15 protein-coding genes are annotated in these 17,134 nt (G+C 46.5%); 6 read left to right on the forward strand and 9 right to left on the reverse strand.

Translation table 11 applies throughout. The annotated features are described in order from the left end of the window. The first annotated feature begins 40 nt into the window (after positions 1 to 40). Complete coding sequence (locus ACEN82_RS09315) at positions 41 to 1,129, forward strand: MBL fold metallo-hydrolase (RefSeq protein ID WP_413318631.1); 1,089 nt, start codon at positions 41 to 43, stop codon at positions 1,127 to 1,129. 101 nt (positions 1,130 to 1,230) lie between these two features. On the opposite strand, the gene ACEN82_RS09320 is transcribed toward ACEN82_RS09315, so the two are convergent. The 7 genes from ACEN82_RS09320 to ACEN82_RS09350 are packed head-to-tail and all read right to left on the reverse strand — an operon-like array spanning position 1,231 to position 8,194. Next, on the reverse strand, positions 1,231 to 2,583 hold the full coding sequence (locus ACEN82_RS09320; RefSeq protein WP_413318629.1) for an alkaline phosphatase family protein: 1,353 nt from the start codon (positions 2,581 to 2,583) through the stop codon (positions 1,231 to 1,233). A gap of 14 nt (positions 2,584 to 2,597) precedes the next feature. Beyond that, on the reverse strand, positions 2,598 to 3,809 hold the full coding sequence (eboE, locus tag ACEN82_RS09325) for a metabolite traffic protein EboE (RefSeq protein ID WP_413318627.1): 1,212 nt from the start codon (positions 3,807 to 3,809) through the stop codon (positions 2,598 to 2,600). A 21-nt stretch (positions 3,810 to 3,830) separates the two neighbouring features. Continuing rightward, a complete protein-coding gene (locus tag ACEN82_RS09330; RefSeq protein WP_413318625.1) occupies positions 3,831 to 5,003 on the reverse strand; it encodes a 3-dehydroquinate synthase in 1,173 nt (390 codons plus the stop codon). A gap of 30 nt (positions 5,004 to 5,033) precedes the next feature. Then, positions 5,034 to 5,918 (reverse strand): UbiA-like protein EboC, encoded by an 885-nt coding sequence (gene eboC, locus ACEN82_RS09335; RefSeq protein ID WP_495644103.1) that lies wholly within the window; start codon positions 5,916 to 5,918, stop codon positions 5,034 to 5,036. 8 nt (positions 5,919 to 5,926) lie between these two features. Continuing rightward, complete coding sequence (locus ACEN82_RS09340; RefSeq protein WP_413318621.1) at positions 5,927 to 6,913, reverse strand: TatD family hydrolase; 987 nt, start codon at positions 6,911 to 6,913, stop codon at positions 5,927 to 5,929. A 9-nt stretch (positions 6,914 to 6,922) separates the two neighbouring features. Continuing rightward, positions 6,923 to 7,795: an EboA domain-containing protein gene (locus ACEN82_RS09345; RefSeq protein WP_413318619.1), complete on the reverse strand. Its 873-nt coding sequence runs from the start codon at positions 7,793 to 7,795 to the stop codon at positions 6,923 to 6,925. Positions 7,796 to 7,831: 36 nt separating this feature from the next. Next, positions 7,832 to 8,194 carry a transmembrane 220 family protein gene (locus tag ACEN82_RS09350; RefSeq protein ID WP_112653740.1) on the reverse strand — a complete coding sequence of 121 codons (363 nt, stop codon included), beginning with the start codon at positions 8,192 to 8,194 and terminating at the stop codon, positions 7,832 to 7,834. A gap of 361 nt (positions 8,195 to 8,555) precedes the next feature. Here ACEN82_RS09350 and ACEN82_RS09355 point away from each other — a divergent pair, with 361 nt between their 5' ends. Then, the gene (locus ACEN82_RS09355) at positions 8,556 to 9,941 is read left to right on the forward strand and encodes an alpha-L-fucosidase (protein ID WP_413318617.1); all 1,386 of its coding nucleotides are present in this window, start codon (positions 8,556 to 8,558) and stop codon (positions 9,939 to 9,941) included. Positions 9,942 to 10,029: 88 nt separating this feature from the next. Here ACEN82_RS09355 and ACEN82_RS09360 read toward each other — a convergent pair whose 3' ends face one another. Both ACEN82_RS09360 and ACEN82_RS09365 read right to left on the reverse strand, forming a co-directional pair. Then, complete coding sequence (locus ACEN82_RS09360; RefSeq protein WP_413318615.1) at positions 10,030 to 11,556, reverse strand: gluconokinase; 1,527 nt, start codon at positions 11,554 to 11,556, stop codon at positions 10,030 to 10,032. A gap of 25 nt (positions 11,557 to 11,581) precedes the next feature. Next, positions 11,582 to 12,448 carry an AraC family transcriptional regulator gene (locus tag ACEN82_RS09365; protein WP_413318613.1) on the reverse strand — a complete coding sequence of 289 codons (867 nt, stop codon included), beginning with the start codon at positions 12,446 to 12,448 and terminating at the stop codon, positions 11,582 to 11,584. A gap of 247 nt (positions 12,449 to 12,695) precedes the next feature. Here ACEN82_RS09365 and ACEN82_RS09370 point away from each other — a divergent pair, with 247 nt between their 5' ends. From ACEN82_RS09370 to ACEN82_RS09385, 4 genes are all read left to right on the forward strand, one after another. Next, entirely contained in the window at positions 12,696 to 13,649 is a 954-nt protein-coding gene (locus ACEN82_RS09370; RefSeq protein WP_413318611.1) for an RraA family protein, read from the forward strand. A 24-nt stretch (positions 13,650 to 13,673) separates the two neighbouring features. Further along, on the forward strand, positions 13,674 to 14,957 hold the full coding sequence (locus ACEN82_RS09375; protein ID WP_413318609.1) for a mandelate racemase/muconate lactonizing enzyme family protein: 1,284 nt from the start codon (positions 13,674 to 13,676) through the stop codon (positions 14,955 to 14,957). Between the two features lie 12 nt (positions 14,958 to 14,969). Continuing rightward, positions 14,970 to 16,091 carry a bile acid:sodium symporter family protein gene (locus ACEN82_RS09380; protein WP_413318607.1) on the forward strand — a complete coding sequence of 374 codons (1,122 nt, stop codon included), beginning with the start codon at positions 14,970 to 14,972 and terminating at the stop codon, positions 16,089 to 16,091. Positions 16,092 to 16,263: 172 nt separating this feature from the next. Further along, entirely contained in the window at positions 16,264 to 17,100 is an 837-nt protein-coding gene (locus ACEN82_RS09385) for a fumarylacetoacetate hydrolase family protein (protein ID WP_413318605.1), read from the forward strand. The last annotated feature ends 34 nt before the right edge of the window (positions 17,101 to 17,134 follow it).

Genomic DNA, 17,134 nt, shown 5'->3' on the forward strand with positions numbered 1-17,134 from the left:
ATAAATGTTGTTTTTTAACGTTACATTCATCATTTAGTGCATGAAAAGAGCGTGTTTGGGAATTGTGTTGGCTGCACTGTTATTATCGACGGTCGGCGGTTGCGGTGTAGTTAAATCTTTGGGTAGAAATCCGGATGGCGAAGAACTTACCCGGTTGGATTCTTTACCAAATTATAAAAATGGAGCTTTTATAAATCTGGCTGAACTTTCTGATTCCACGGTCAAACGTAAATTTCTTTTCCTCAGCAAACGTCCTGAAACCATCAGGCCTTCTCGTGCACTTCCATGGATTAAAACTGATCTGAATTCATTAGCTGCTCCTGCACCTACGATCGTTTGGTTTGGACATTCATCTTTACTAATAAAAAGCGGGCAGTTTAATATGCTCATTGATCCGGTTTTTAGCAATCATGCGGGACCGGTGCCCGGATTGATTACCGCATTCCCGGGTACAAAGCATTATCACGCCGATGATATGCCTCAAATAGATGCGCTGATCATTTCTCATGATCACTACGATCACCTGGATTATCGGACTTTGAAAAAATTAAAGAACCGTATTAAAATGGCTGTTGTGCCGATGGGGGTAGGCGCTGATCTGGTATACTGGGGGTTTGACCCTAAAAAGATCATCGAACTTAATTGGAACCAATCGATTACGTTGTCCGGTGGTATTCGGATTACCGCCACCCCAGCCCAACATCGCAGCAATCGTACGTATAAGAATGAGAATAAAACATTATGGGCCTCTTACGTTTTTCAGATTGGCAGTTATAGGCTGTTTTACAGTGGCGATAGCGGGTACGGGCCGCATTTTAAACAAATAGGCCAGCAATTCGGGCCGTTTGATCTGGCGTTTTTGGAATGCGGGCAGTATAGCCCCAATTGGCCATGGACGCACCTGTGGTTAGGGCAACCCGCACAGGCTGCGGCTGACCTGCAAGCCCGTTTGTTACAGCCTATTCACTGGGCCAAGTTTATTGAAGCTAACCAGCCCTGGAACGAACCGATAAAAAGGCTTGTGCCTGCAGCAAAGGAGTTGGGTGTCGAACTAAATGTTCCGCGTATTGGGGAGCCTTACACTTTAGGCAGCCCCCTCAAACAGGCTGCGTGGTGGAATTTTGAATAACTGCTTTTGTAATATTGAACAGTTAATAAAAAGGACCATATCGGATGGCAGGATGATCATTTGAACAACCGGCAATCAGTATACAGGGCCAGCTTACCTAATCAATTTTTCAGGTGCCTCCAGATGATATCATGAATGTCGGTCGCTATCAGGTTCTGTTTTTCCAATGGGTTATCGGTAATGATCACAGGCTGATATTCTGACGGTACATCCACCCGGCCATGAGAGCCTTTAATCAGGGTGGCGTCCAGGGGAATGACATCCATCACATATCTGAAACCAGCCTTTTTGCGCAGCAACTTGTAGCCGGCGCGGAGCTTTGAGCTCATAAACATCTCAACAGGATCATAACCCGGTTTTTTATGGATGTCAACTACGCGCGCGTAATCCGGGGCAAGCGCATCATCCAGCCAAAAATAATAAGTGAACCAGCTTCTCTCATCAGCGATCAGGACGAGGTCTCCGGCCCGGGGATGGTTGATGTGATATGCGGCCTGCTCTTTCCGGGTAAGCACCCGTTCAACACCAGGCACGGCTTCAAGCAGCGCTTTGACTTTTGCCGTTACGCTCGCATCGTTGATGTAGACATGAGCGAGTTGGTGATCAGCTACCGCAAAGGCTTTTGAAGCGCCCGGGTCAAGTATCTCCAGTCCACGTTCAATCCTGATGCCTAACAAGCCGTTTTGCCTCAATACCCGGTTTAAATGAACCGGGTGATCCACCGGGGAGATGCCATATTCGGAAAGGATGATGATCTCGGCATTTTTTTTTCTGTAAAACGAAACCAGATCTTCGATAATTTTATCAATATCATTCAGGTCCTTGGCAATAACCGGTAAATCCGGACCGAATTTTTGCAGGCAATAGTCCAGATGCGGCAGGTATATCAGTGTTAGCGTCGGGTCATGCAGCGTATCTGTTTCCATTGCAGCGTCAGCTATCCAACGGCTTGATTTGATATTGGCGCCGGGCCCCCAAAACTGAAAAAGCGGAAACTGCCCCAACTTCGCCTGAAGGTGGTCACGCAGGCCGGCAGGCTCCGAGTAACAATCCGGTATTTTTCGCCCGTCCGCAAGGTAGTTTGGCCTCGGCGTCACGGAGTAATCCGCAGAGGAGTACATATTGTACCACCAAAACATTATCGAGCTCGTGAAAGATGGATCTTCGCTCTTGGCCTTTTCCCATATTTTCTGTCCCTCCACAAGTTTATTTGATTGCTTCCAGAATTTTACTTCACAATCCGCGCGGTCATACCACCCATTACCTACAATGCCATTGTCAACAGGAAATTTGCCGGTGACGTAGGCGGACTGCATGGCGGTGGTAACAGCAGGCAATACAGGCGTTATATGCGTCAGATGTCTGCCTTTGATGTAAGATTTAAGAAATGGCGTATGCTCGCCGATCAGAGACGTGGATAAACCCACTACATCGATAACTACCGTTTTATTCATAATTGGCTTCTTTCTTATGATATTTGCGCTTTAACCCAATCCAATTCCCGGATGATCGATTGCGTTAAGGGGGCCTTCAGCTCATCCGGTAATACACTCCAGGTATATGTTTCCACTTCCAGGTGTTGTGTAAAAGCAGCGTTCCTGAATTTGTTGAGCACCCTGATAATATCGTTTTGTGTTGATTGCACCACACCCATATCCTCAACAAAAACAGGCACATGAAAGTGCGCACGCCATTCATTGACTGCTGGGTTCTGGTTATCTGCCAGGGCTTGCGGTAAATCGGGATAGCGGATCAATTCTCCATTTGCGGTTTTCGCGATCACCTGGTGCAGATAGGTTGGCTCGTTGAATCTGTCAAGCTCGTCGGTCACCTCGTCCCTCATTGCCAGATCCGTCGGAAGATGGGCCTTTAAGGCAGCACTGATTTGTATCTTGCCTACCTGGATACCTTTCGCGGCCAGTTCATCAATGACGCACTCATGTTCCTCATAGCCGATGGCAAAATGGCAAACGTCATAACATAGGTTAATGTGCTGTTTGACAGCTTCTTCTGCATCAGCCGGAGACAGGCCAAACTGTTCTCCCAGCAATAAAATACCACGCGGCAACAGGTCGTTTTCAAACCAATCTATAAACTCCCGGCCTGATTCCAGGAAGCCATCCGGCTCGGGTTCGATATCCAGGTGCATCAGGACCCCGGCCGAGCGGTGTATTTTAAAAAGTGCAGCCGCCACCGTTAAAATATTCTCAGTGGCGATCGCCCTTGCCTTGTTCCTGGCCTCACCGGCCGCATGCCATGGTTTATAGCTTAAGGGCGAGGTTGAAATCCCTCCCTGCAAACCTTCAGGAAGTAATTCGCCCAATATATGAAACAGGCGCAAGGTATAATCCACGCGGTCAACTGTTGTCCAATCCGGCGTATGCACTTCGTCCTTAACTACGGTGTTATGGAAACCGCCATAGGGGAAACCATTCATCGTGAAAACATAAGCATCATGATCAAACAGCCATTGTTTGAACTCCGCTAAGTTATCTTCCTCTGCCAGCAAACCGAGGCTGGCCATATTAGAAAGGCGCAGGCCAATACCCATTTGTTCCTTCCCCGCAAGGGCAGCCCTGATTGCCGGGAAATGGTTTTTCAGAGCCCCGAAAGTTTCCGGCCAGTTCTCCGCGGGATGGATATTGGTACAATAGGTCAGGTGCGCTGCATTTATTTTCATGAGGGCAGATGTTTGTATTGTTTAAATTTGCGTTTGCTGAAGTTCGAGTTGCCGGTTGTATAGTTCAATACTCGCTTGTTTCAAAAGCTCGGTATCAATTTCATGCACCTCGGCACCTTCGCCAATAGCATTGAGTAACGTAATAGTGAGCTCTCCGCCCAAATGCTCGCGAAACTCCTCCAGGCCCTGCAATAATGGGCTGTCATCTCCGCTGATCTTTAAGAGCCCATGGCTGATTTCAAAACCTAAGTTTTGGATCAGGCTTACCACGCGCTCACTGTCCGCCGCGGTTAAACGGCCGCAAAGGCAGGAATAAACCGTATCCAGGGCTATCCCCATGGCTACCGCTTCACCATGTCGAACGTCGAAACTGCTGAGATATTCCAGTTTGTGCGCGCTCCAATGCCCGAAATCCAAAGGGCGTGATGAGCCGCTTTCAAAGGGGTCGGCGCCGGCAATGTGCTGCATGTGCAGCTGCGCGCAGCGCCAAATCAGGTAATTCATTGCCGCCGCGTCGCGGCTCACGAGGGCGGGTGCGTTCTGTTCTATCCAGTTGAAAAAAACAGGGTCTTTGATCAGGGCAACTTTGATAGCTTCGGATATTCCGGAACGCCAGTCTCGGTCGGTCAGGGTGGTCAAAAACTGGTCATCATTAAAAACAGCGGCAGGTGGTGCGAATGTGCCCAGGAAATTCTTTTTCCCAAAATAATTGATGCTGTTCTTCACTCCGATTCCTGAATCGTTCTGAGACAGCACAGTTGTTGGTATGCGGATAAGCTTTACTCCCCGGTGGGCTACTGCAGCAGCATAACCTGCCATATCCAATACGGCCCCGCCACCAATTACGGCGATGTATGAATGCCGGTCTATACCGTAATTATTTACCGCTTCGAGGATCATATCAAAATAGCGTTCATCATTTTTTACGTACTCGCCGCCGGGTATCAGCAAGATCTCGGGCACCAGATGAACAGCAGTATGCGCCTGAAAATAAGAACTGATATCAGAGCATAAATGCTCGTGGGCGTCGGCAACCCCCTGATCGACCACAAACAGGATCTTCCTTAACGCGCCTGAAGTAGTAGCGTTTGTCAGAAAACCGTTCAGAAGGGGATTATCCTTTGCGAATAAAGCCGAAGTAAAAAAGACGTTATAATTATATTTTACGCTGAAGTTCTGTTGCAAATGTTCCATCGGGGGAAGATCTATTGTTATTGAAATTAATTAGGTGACTGCAAAGGTTTTCGACAGCCACAACGAGAGCGGTAAAAGGCAGGCGATCATCAGGGCGAATGTAAGTGAGCTGAATGTGGCAGACCAGGAAGCGTCCATCAATATCAGGGAGATCACCCCGGCCTTTACGGCATTACCAATATTTTTGCCGATTGGCTCTCTTATAGCTATGAGCAACGGTTTGAATATCATCCAGGTAAAGGGTAAGATGAAAAGCAGTGACCATAGCAGCCGGTTATTAACGTACGAAAAGTAGCTGATAAAGGCGATGACCGCGGCGTACAAAAATGCCGCTATATACAAGTTGTTCCTTTTGCCCCCATGAACTTCGCCACGACTGGTCAGGGTGATCGAGAATATGTAAACCACAGGCACTAATGCTAACATTGACCAATGGTTGAGCGCATCCGGTATTATGCTGACTCCGAGCAACAGGTTTAATCCCCTGCACATCCCCATATTAAGCGGCCCGAAAAAGGGACGATGTTTGCCAAACTTGTCGTAGAGCAGTGCACAGAGCGCGATAGCTGCCGCGAGCATACCCGATGCCGCCGAAACGAGAAACGCCAATAGGATACCTGCACTTAACAACAACGTCCCGAGCATTGAAGCTTCCGGTAAACTAACCCTGCCTGAGGGGATGGCCCTTTCAGGCCGTTCAATCTTATCAGTCTCCACATCGAAAATATCATTAAAAACAATACCGCCGCCGTAGAGACAAGCTGTGGAAAGGCAAAGCAGGAGGGCGGCCGGCCAGATTCTTTCCACTAAACTACCTGGGGCACTGGCAATAGCGATCCCCGCCAGAATATCTGCGATCGAAGTAACAATATTTGCGGGCCGCATGAGCTGAAGATAAATGTACAGTTTCCTCAAGATCACGATTAGCTAATGATGATGGATGATTTATCGATTCTCGGTTGCTGGCCGCCGCGCAATATACTGTTACCTTCAAATTTTACGCTTTGATCAACGTTCCTCACCGCGGCGAAATCAGTTTCATCGAGCTGTCCGCTTTGGGCAAAAGCGATAATTGCGTTACCGTAGGTGATCAATTGGATATCTTTGTCACTGATACCGCGTATTTTCATTAGTGCAGCAGTTTTGGGCACAGCCAGGGGATCACTGATGCCCCAATCTGCAGCCGAATTGACCATGATCCGCTCCGGGCCATATTGCCTGGCGATTTCCACCATGCGCTCATTACCCATTTTGGTGAAGGGGTAAATTGTGAATGCGGCCCAAAACCCCCGGTCAAGGACCTCCTTGACGGTCTCCTCGTTGTTATGATCAATAATGACCTTATAAGGATCGATGCCATGTTCTATCGCGATGTCCATACTACGGCGTGTGCCGTTTTTCTTGTCGCGGTGCGGGGTGTGGACCTGTACCGGCAGGCCGGCTTCTCTGGCCAGCTCCAGTTGCAAGCGGTAATATTTTTCTTCAGCCGCGGTTTGGTCATCGAAACCTATTTCACCGATACCCACAACTCCCTCTTTATAAGCAAACAGCGGAAGTATTTCCATCACCTGTTCTGCAAGGCTTTCATTGTTTGCCTCGCGGGAGTTAAGCCCTATGGTGCAATAATGTTTAATGCCAAACTGCGATGAGCGAAATCTTTCCCAGCCAACCAGGCTGCTGTAATAATCGCGAAAGCTGTCAATGCCCGTCCGCGGCTGTCCCAGCCAAAAAGCCGGTTCTATCAGCCCCACCACGCCCGCATCAGCCATAGCCTGGTAGTCATCTGTTGTACGGGATGTCATATGTACATGCGGGTCAAAAAACCGCATACCTTTTACGGCGGTTATGTCAAATGACTCTGGTTTTTCGCCAGGTATTTGCTCTCTGTTTTCAAAATTGCTGCAACACATATCCCCAAATTAATTTTTTGTATCGTTAATAAATTCGTTCCAACTCGTTTTTCCGCCGGTCACCACTTTTAAAGAACCAACTTTCAACAACTCTTTTGCGGGCTGAAAGCTGCTTTCGGCAATAGCTAATGCCACTGCTTCCCTTTCAAGTTCGCTTAAACCCGGTAATCCTTCCCGGATGTCCTGCAGTATCGTGTCATCCATAAAGCGACTTACTAATCGCCATAGCATAGGATCAGTACTTCGGCCGGCTGACCAGCGCTCTCGCGCGTAATCGATCAATGTATGTGCAAGGCCGGCATTAGCACGCTGGTCCAATCCCGTGATCAGTTCCAGTTTTTTTTCGGTGAAAAGTGCCTTTAGCACCATTTGGTTCCAGGCCGGCTCGGGCAGGTTTTCCGCTGGGTAGGGGTTGTGATACATGATTGCTTCGAGCACAACGCCCAGATTACTGCGGTTACCTTCCGTACAGCGTTGCACCCATATCGGGGCGTAAGCAAGCAGAGGCAAAGCCGAATATAAAGCCACTAACTCGTTCATTTCAGCAGCTAAGAATAAGTTCTCGATACTCCGCTGATAACGGTCTTTATCGGTGGTGTCAAGCGTTAATAACAGCCATACCCTGGCAAGCCTGTCAACCGACCATCCTGCGATCGAAAAATCTTTACGGATAGCCGATAAATCGGCTTCATTTTCAGGACCGGCATTGACCGGCGCTTTTCCCGTCTTACGCGGCAAAGCAGCGAAGGCAGCGTTAAATGCTGCTGCAGACGCAGCGTGATTCCCCTGGGCCAGCAGCCAGTCTTTGGCATCCTGGCTTACATGTCTTGCAATGAGATCTGTAAGCAGAGGCTTAAATTTTTCTATATCATAAGTGAACATATCTTCAAATCATCAGGGTTGGCCGATCCATGTTGCTCAGGCCGCGATATAATTGATCAGCAATGCGCCGGCAATGATCAGCAGGCCAAAGAACTCTCTGGTTTTTTCTATATAAGGCTTGTCTGCCTGCATTGTTTCTACCAAACTTGGCCTGTTATATTTCGTTATCCAGTCGCGTACACCATCTTTAGAAAAATAAATGGTGCCTGCGTGAACAAGGTATATCGCGATCAGGCATAGATACAACCTCGGATAAACCAGGTGAAAAACTACCAGGCCGCAACATACAGCCGCGCTAAGGTATATTGGTACCCAAAGCCACGGATCGACATCGTTCAGGTTAAGGTAAGCGAAGACCAGGAAAGAGAGACAGAAAATGATATTTATAATAGCAATCATATTGAACAGATCGGAGCCAGGCAAATTAATAAATGTAATGTAATCTAAGGCTCATATATCAATATAAATTTTCTTACACTTGACAACTTCATTTTCTATTGGAGATGGGCAATGGTTTTGCATTGTAACCAGGCAAAAACGCTTAGATATCGGAAATGATCAGTTTTTGCAGAGCCGGAAAGGACACCGGCCGGAGGTCGTTTTTGTATAAAATAAAGTCTGGTTTAGGTAATTCTGCGTCGCTGGCTTTAATTAATTTAGCGTGGCGTATACCTTGAATTATTAAACCGTCCTGAAAAACGTCGGGTTTATTATAATGCAAAAGGTTTAAACCATCGCTATTTGCCTGAATTGTTACTGTATGAAAACCCTAATTATGCTTAACCGAAAAACCACGATCAAGGCAGCTTGTTTGCTGCTAACACTTTTGAGCCATTCTTTTATGGTAAAGAGCCAGCAAATGAGCGACGCAGAAAGAAAATCAATGGAAAAAGGTAAGGTGTACCCTGCATTAAAGGGTGCAGGGCAGGGTGTATCGGGTCCTGGTTCTAACCTTCTGCCCGAAAAGATGCAATGGTGGGAGGATCAGAAATTTGGGATGTTTATACATTGGGGCCTATATGCGATTCCGGCCACGGGTGAATGGACCATGTTTAATCAAAAGATACCGGCTGAGGAATATGCGAGGTTAGCTGATCAGTTTAATCCAAGGCATTTTAGCGCTACAGAATGGGCGAAGGTAGCCAAGGAGGCAGGTATGAAATATATGGTAATGGTTAGCCGCCATCATGATGGCTTTGCCCTTTGGAACAGCCCCTCAAGTTACCGACATTTTGATAGTTGGGAAACTGCCGCTCACCGTGATTTTGTAAAGGAGTATACTGATGCGTGCCGTAAAGCTGGCCTCTATGTAGGCATTTATTATTCTCCTCTGGATTGGCGTTTTCCTGGTTATTTCGACCCTAAGGGGCTTCCCGACAATGCTGCCTTGCTCAAGAAACAAACATATGGGCAGGTAGAAGAGCTAATGAAAAATTACGGCAAAATAGATATTTTGTGGTACGATGGCGGCTGGCTGGCGCATAAAGGTACCGATGCCGACGCAGCCTGGTTTTGGGAACCGTTAAAACTTAATGCTATGGTACGTAGCTACAACCCGGATGTGGTCATTAATCCAAGATCAGGAATGGTGGGAGATTTTCAGACCGACGAAGGTGGCGCGGATGTTAAAGGACCTATTATTCCCTTTCCATGGGAAAAATGCTTGAACCTTAATGAAACCAGTTGGGGATACAATAAGGCTCAGCGATTGATGCCGCTGAAAAAGATTATAAACATGCTTGTTAATACCGTTGACCGCGGTGGAAATATGTTATTAAATGTTGGGCCGGATCCGGACGGTGTTATTCCCCCTGCTCATGTGGATCGCCTGAGAGAGGTGGGGCAGTGGTTAGCAAAAAATGGCGAGAGCATATATCAAACGCGTCCGGGACCTTTTCAACCTGTTGATGATTTTTACGGGGCCGCAAGCAGGGGGGATAAAATATATATCCACGTGCTGAAAATGCCGGCGGGAGATACTATCATAAAATTACCGCCTGTTAAACAAATTATTACACGTTGCAGGGTACTGCATGGTAAAAAAGTTAAATTTCATCAGGATTCAACGGGTATCAGTCTTGACTTAGCCACAATAAAACTCGATTCAGTGGTAACCACTTTGGAGTTAAAAACAAAAGGTAACTAACAGTTTCAAATATCCTAAAGTTGAGTTAAAACCGGGGCTGTAAAATAAACTGTGTCAATCCCAGCGCGGCCCCGGCCACCTTGTTAATTTATTGACTATACCGTTGTTGCAAATCAGAAATAGCGTCAAATTCATCAGCGACTTTTGTTATCAGGCTTTCGAATACTTTAAAATATTGTGCGTAGACCTGATGATTTTCGGCGTTTGGCAGATAGGTTTGGTGCATGGTTACCGTTTGGGAGGCTTCTTCTAAAGAGGGATAAATGCCCATTTCCGTAGCGCTTAGCAGGAAAGCACCCATGCCTATGCTGTCTGCATGGCTAATTGTGCTGACCGGCTTGTTGAACAGATCTGCGATGATTTGAGCGCAAAACGGTATAGATGCAAAGCTGCCGTTGATAGACAGAGTTTCAATATGCCGATGCGGTTCAAGGGTACGGCCAATACTGTACATCTCATATAAAATGCCCTCTATGGTAGCCCGTATAAAATGTTTACGCTCGTGCCTGATATTAACGCCAAAATAGCACCCCCTGGAATTTGGGTTCCAGATCGGGGCCCGTTCTCCATGCAGGAAGGGAAGGAAGATCAACCCGCCCGACCCCACTTCAACACCGGCGGCTTCCTCTATCAACATTTCCATTGATTGATCGATATCAAAAGCTTCGGTAAAATCACCGAATTGTTTAGCAAACCAATTGAATATCACACCGCCATTACTTGTAGGGCCGCCGGTGATGATATGTTTTTCGGTAAGCAGGTAATTGAAAATCTGTTGTTTAGGGTCCTCTATTATTTTATCGCCAATGATCCGGAACGCGCCGCTATCTTCAATGGTAATCGTTGCCATACTGTTTTCCCACACGCCGGCACCCAAGGTGGCCAGGCATCCGTCGCTTGATCCGATCAGGATTTTAACCGTTGGTGACAGTTTCAAAACCCTTTGGTATTCTTTTTTTAATGTTACGCCCGAGTAAAAAACCGGATGCAGGTCCGGAAGCTCCTCTGGTGTGATCCCCGCAAATTTTAGTGCGGCTTCGTCCCAGGTTAAATTGTGGATATTCATCAGCCCGGTTGCTGAGGCTATGCTGTAGTCTATCACACATGCGCCGGTCAGTTGCTGAATGATATAGGTTTTTATAGGCATAAATTTCTTTGCCAGCCTGAATTTTTCAGGGTCGTGATTTTTCATCCAGGCAATTTTTATTAATGACGACATCGGGTGAATGGGCGTTCCGGTGGCTCTGTAAATCTCCTTACCCAAGTCACTTTGCTTAAGCTCAGCCGCCTCTTTTTTGCCCCGGTTATCCGCCCAGGTGATAGCATTGCCCAATGGTATGCCATCCTTATCCACTGCCAGCAAACTATGCATTGACGAGCCAAAGCAAATACAGGTTACAGTATATTTTTTAGGGTAGATCTTTTCATTAAGAAGATTTTTCAAAATATAAAGCATTGTAATAAACATCTGCTCAGGGTCTTGTTCGCTATGGTCGGGTTGTTCATGAAAGGTGGGATAATGCCCCTTTGACGAACTGATTAAGTTACCGGAAAGATCAAAGGCGAAGACCTTTACTGCGTCTGTGCCCATTTCTATGATGATAATACAATTCATGACGTATAACTGATGATCTGGTGTTTTATTTTTTTCTGAACTCGCTTGGGGTGTACCCGGTAAGTTTTTTAAAGGTTGTAGAAAAATGCTGAGACGAATAAAATCCTGTGCTCAGTGCTATGTCGGTAACATTTACCTCGTTTTTTTTAAGCAGTTTGGTGGCTTCGGTTATCCTGATGTTGATTAAATAATTCAGAGGTGAAAAGCCGGAGTAGTTTTTTACTTTTTCGGTAAATGCTGTAGTCCCCATGCCGATTAGCGCAGCCATTTCTTCCACCGTCCATTGATGGGCAAGGTTTTGCCGCAACGTTTGCTCCAGCTTCAGGAATGTTTGAGGGAAGTCTCTCCTGGAATTGTTTTGCCTGATCAACTGCCTGCTCACCAACACAAAAAGCTCGTCGAGCAGCTGGTTCACACGTGTGTAAAAGCCTACTTCCTCATTTTGTAATTCAAGTTGTAAATTATGCATTAAAACCTGCGCTTCTTTCAGTTTCAAAACAAGCTGTTGCTTATTTACAAGCAAAATCTGGTTGATGGATAGTTTTTCCTTTTTAGTAAGCCCGCTCCATTTACCCAGCAATATCTTCCCGCAATCTTCGGCAGAGATCTTTAACCCAAACAGAGCGCCGATATTTAATATTCCCGTTTCGCCGCCAATGCGTTGCCCGGGCAATACTAAGGCAAAATCGCCCGGGTATAACGTATGTTGTTGTAAATCAATCACCCAGCTGAATTTTCCCTCTAAAATATAATACAGGCAAATGCAGTCCGTAACGTTACTGTTAAAGGAGTTGAGTTGGATAGTATTGTTCTTTTTGTGGGTAAACTCCAGAATATGCGGAAAATGCATAAGTTCTTTAGATATGCCCTGCTGAAGTATCAATTGATTCATTCAGTATAATAATTGGTATACGTTGCTGCCACCTCTGTACTGCAACGGTTATCGGGCATCCAACAGAGGGCGCCCATTGAAAGCAAGTTTACACATTACAAAACTAAAATTTGTATAAAAACCAACGCTGTTTTTTAATGGTATTTTCCGGGTTAAATATTATGATACTTTGTAAGTATTATAACCAGTTACAACCAAAACCAAAGCCGCTACTCCCCTTAATAGTGTGCGTTTTAAATCTATTACGATGAGAAAATGTTTTCTTCTTTGCCGTGTAGCGGGTATTGCATTGCTGCAATGCTGTTTGTTTTTTCATAACGCCTTCGCGCAGCAAATTTCCAGGGATGAGTTGATATTCCTTACTCCGGAGTGGAAAGGTGAGCGCTTTGCCGATGGCCGCCCCAGGGTGCCGGATGCAATTTTGGCTCGGATGAAGCAGGTGAGTATTGAAGAAGCCTGGGCTGTTCTTAAAAATGCCGGCTACGGATACCAGTTAACCGAAAACTGGCTGGTGATAAATCCCGACAGCGTTTTGGTGGGACGTGCCGTAACCGCGACCTTCATGCCTGCACGCCCCGATGTATGGAAAGCAATTGATAACAGGGGCAAAACCCAGGGAAAAAAAGGGCAAAACACCTGGCCTGTAGACTTGTTGGTAAAAGGAGATGTATATGTTGCCGATCAGTTTGGCGCCCACAAAAACGGACCTACTATTGGCGACAATGTGGGCAATGCCATCTACGCGAAAACCGGTAACGGTATAGTTTATAACGGCGCGGTAAGGGATTGGCGGGGGTTAAAAGAGATTGGCGGCTTTACCTCCTTTGTAGAAAGTTATGATCCATCGTACCATAACCCGCCCGGCGACCTGAACACCATGATTGTTGGCATCAATCAGCCCACCCGGATCAAACAAGCCACTGTGATGCCCGGAGATGTGGTTTTGGGCGAGAATGGCGTAGTGATATTTATCCCGCCGCACCTGGCCGAGAAAGTGGTAACCACCTCAGAAGTGGTGAGGTTAAGGGATATGTTTGGCCACCTGCGGTTAAAAGAAGGTAAATACACAGCCGGGCAAATAGATGCCCGCTGGAGCGCTGACATTGAAAAAGATTTTTCTGCATGGCTTAACCAGCACATAAATGAATTGCCGGTACCTAAAGAGCAGATTCAAAACATCCTGAAAAACCGGACCTGGTAAACATTCTATCACAAAATATAAACTATGTCAAACTATCAAAACAGGCGCAGCTTTCTTTCGAAAACTGTATTAGCCGGCGCCGCCGTGCTGGCATCGCCATTAAACAAAACATTTGGGCAAGGGCTGATAGATGCCAAAGAACGCACCCCGCAGGCATCATCCCCTTCTGATCTTAAAATTACGGAAGTTAAGTGTGCTTATGCGGGTGGCGGGCTGTTCGTAAAAATATACACCAATCAGGGCATCTGGGGCTCGGGCGAAGGAGTTGACGCCATAGCGGGAACTTATTACCTGGTTAAACGGCTGGAATGGATGCTGAAAGGCCGGAGCCCCTTAAATCCAAACAGGATAGCGGAGGAGATCAGGAAAGCTCATTTTTTTGCCGGGGCGCAGTCAGGTATGTTTGTGGCCGTGCTCACCGCGGTAGAGGCGGCTCTTTGGGACCTTACAGGCAAAGCTTTGGGTGTACCGGTTTACCAGTTATTAGGCGGCAAATATCGCGATAAATGCCGTGTTTATTGCGATACAGAATTATACACAGCCACAAACCCTGTGCCTGATGATTACGCTAAGGCAGCCCGCGGCGCGGTTAACCGCGGATACACAGCTGTGAAATTTGATATTGACGATGCCCGCGACCCGAATAAATTCGACCGTTATAACTGGACTGCCAGTAATGCTGAGCTCGACAGGATGTATAATGCCATAGCCGCCGTGAGGAAAGAAGTGGGGCCCAATATTGATATCTGTGTGGATATGCACGGCCGTTACGATGCTACAACCGGCCGCAGGGTTGCAAAAATGATGGAACCTCTTAATTTAATGTGGCTGGAAGAACCTATTCCGGCAGATAATATTGATGTATACAAAACAATAACGCAGGAAACAACTACGCCTATTTGTGCCGGCGAGAATTTTTACCTCGCTTACGGTTATACCAGGCTGCTTTCGGAAGCCGGCATTGATATTGTGATGCCCGATCTTCAAAAATGTGGAGGGCTTGGTGAAGGGCAGCGGGTAGCTAACCTCGCCAATTTATATTATGTGCCGTTTTCGCCGCATATGGTAGGCTCCTTTCTCGGCGCCATGGCAACCGCGCATGTTTGCGCCTCAGTACCCAATTTCCATATCCTGGAATGGCAAACGTTGAGCGATACCGAGCCAAAATGGAAGGAAATAGTGCACTATGATAAACCCTTTATTGAGAAAGGCTTCCTGGTGCTATCTGATAAGCCCGGAGTGGGTGTTGAGATCAACGAGGAAGGGTTGAAGAAATACGCGATGCCCGGAGTCCCTTTCTTTGCTTGATCAATGCCGGGTATGAAATTTTTTTACAAAGTTACCATCGCGTTAACCATCGCTGCATTGGTTGCGGTATTAATCATGCTTTCTAAAGGTTTGGAGCACACCGGGCCTTATGTACTTACATTTTTTGTACTGCTTGCCATAAGCCTTTGTTCCTCCCCAAAAACCAAAAGTTTTGCATATACGGTACTGATTTTCGGAGCTGCCGCTATGGCGCTTTATTATCCTGGTTTTTTTATCAGTTATGGCAATTTTAAATATGCTACGCTTATTATTCCGCTAATACAGCTCATCATGTTTGGTATGGGCACTTCCATGCATTACCAGGATTTTCTCGGCGTATTAAAATCGCCCGGGGGAATCATCATAGGGGTGGTGAGCCATTTTATTATAATGCCCTTACTTGGCTTCAGTATTGCAACCCTCAGCGTAAAATTAACCGGAATGCCTGCCGAGATAGCGGCCGGCATTATACTGATCGGTTGTTGCCCTAACGGCATGGCATCCAATGTGGTATCCTATCTGGCGAGGGCAAACCTGGCGCTCTCGGTTACTATAACCAGCATTTCCACCATGCTATCGCCGGTATTGACACCATTTTTAATGAATTTACTTGCCGGTCCGCTTATTAAAATAGCCCCCTGGTTAATGGTGGCGGATATTTTTAAGATGGTCATGATACCTATTGCTTTGGGTGTGCTGTTTTCTTCAATAGCCAAAACACGCAGTATATGGCTAAAAAGGATAATGCCCATGATATCCATGGGAGGGATTATCTGTATCATTATTATTATAACAGCCGCGGGGAGAGAAAGCCTGCTTAAAGTTGGCCTATTGCTGGCGGTATTGGTACTGCTGCATAATATTGGGGGCTATTTGCTTGGCTTTTGGTCGGCAAAGGCATTTGGAATGGAAGAACGTGACTGTCGTACCATCGCTATAGAAGTAGGGATGCAAAACGGGGGTATGGCCGCCGGGCTTGCCAAAGGGATGGGAAAAATCGCTACGCTCGGCCTTGCCCCGGTCATCTTTTCAACTTTCATGAATATTACAGGTTCTTTACTGGCGTCTTACTGGCACAAAAAAAAGCCCGGTCCGGCGCACAAGGCTGCTTTGCAAAATCCTGCTGAGAAATGAAAGGGCACTGGGTTTTACGCTAAGTTTTTTGTGCAAAAATCAACGCTGTATTTTTTTGGAAGCTTAAGCGATTTGCTTTAGCATTCTTTGTACATAACCAAGTAACCGATTTGTTACATTTTTTTGATAACGAAATAACTGCCGCATAAACGCCGGACAGCAATAAATAGCTATGCATATATTTAAAACCAACGATAAAGTTATTGTAAAATACGCCGGTCTGTTATACAGTTCGCCGGATTGGAACTGGGACAATTTTATAAACCGACAGGCATTGCACGGCGAGGTTTTAAAAGACCTCCAAAGTATTGCATCCAACTCTTCGTTGGCTCATCATCTGGAAAACATAAGCGCTCCCATTGCCAACCAGGAGATTTGGGCGTCGGGTGTCACTTATCTGCGCAGCAAAGATGCCCGGATGGAAGAATCTAAAGATGCCGGTGGAGGTGATTTCTATGCAAGGGTTTACAGCGCCGAACGTCCTGAGATATTTTTTAAATCATCTGCATCCCGTGCGGTTGGCCCCGGTGGAACGGTTCGCATCCGGAAAGATTCGGAATGGAACGTTCCGGAGCCTGAGTTGGTATTATTCATTTGCAGCGCGGGGACTATTGAGGGTTATATGATTGGCAATGACATGTCCTCAAGAGATATCGAAGGAGAAAATCCCTTATATCTTCCTCAGGCTAAATCATACGACGGAGCCGCCGCGGTTGGCCCGTGTCTTTATGTGCCGGGAACAGCTATCCCGCCTGACACCGAAATTCAAATTGAAATAGTGAGAGATAATGTTCAGGTATTTGCCGACACCATATTGATCAGCAGGATGAAGCGTACGCACCAGGAGCTTGCCGGTTACCTGTTTATGGAGATGTCATTTCCCGCAGGTGCATACCTGATGACAGGTACCGGTATAGTGCCGCCGGATTCTTTCACACTTAACTACGGCGATGTGATTAGTATTACAATAAGCAATATAGGAACACTTACAAACCTGGTGGGCAAATAATTGTACCAGGGCAACGATATCAATTAAATAAAAT

The sequence above is a fragment of the Mucilaginibacter sp. Mucisp73 genome, from assembly GCF_059491465.1.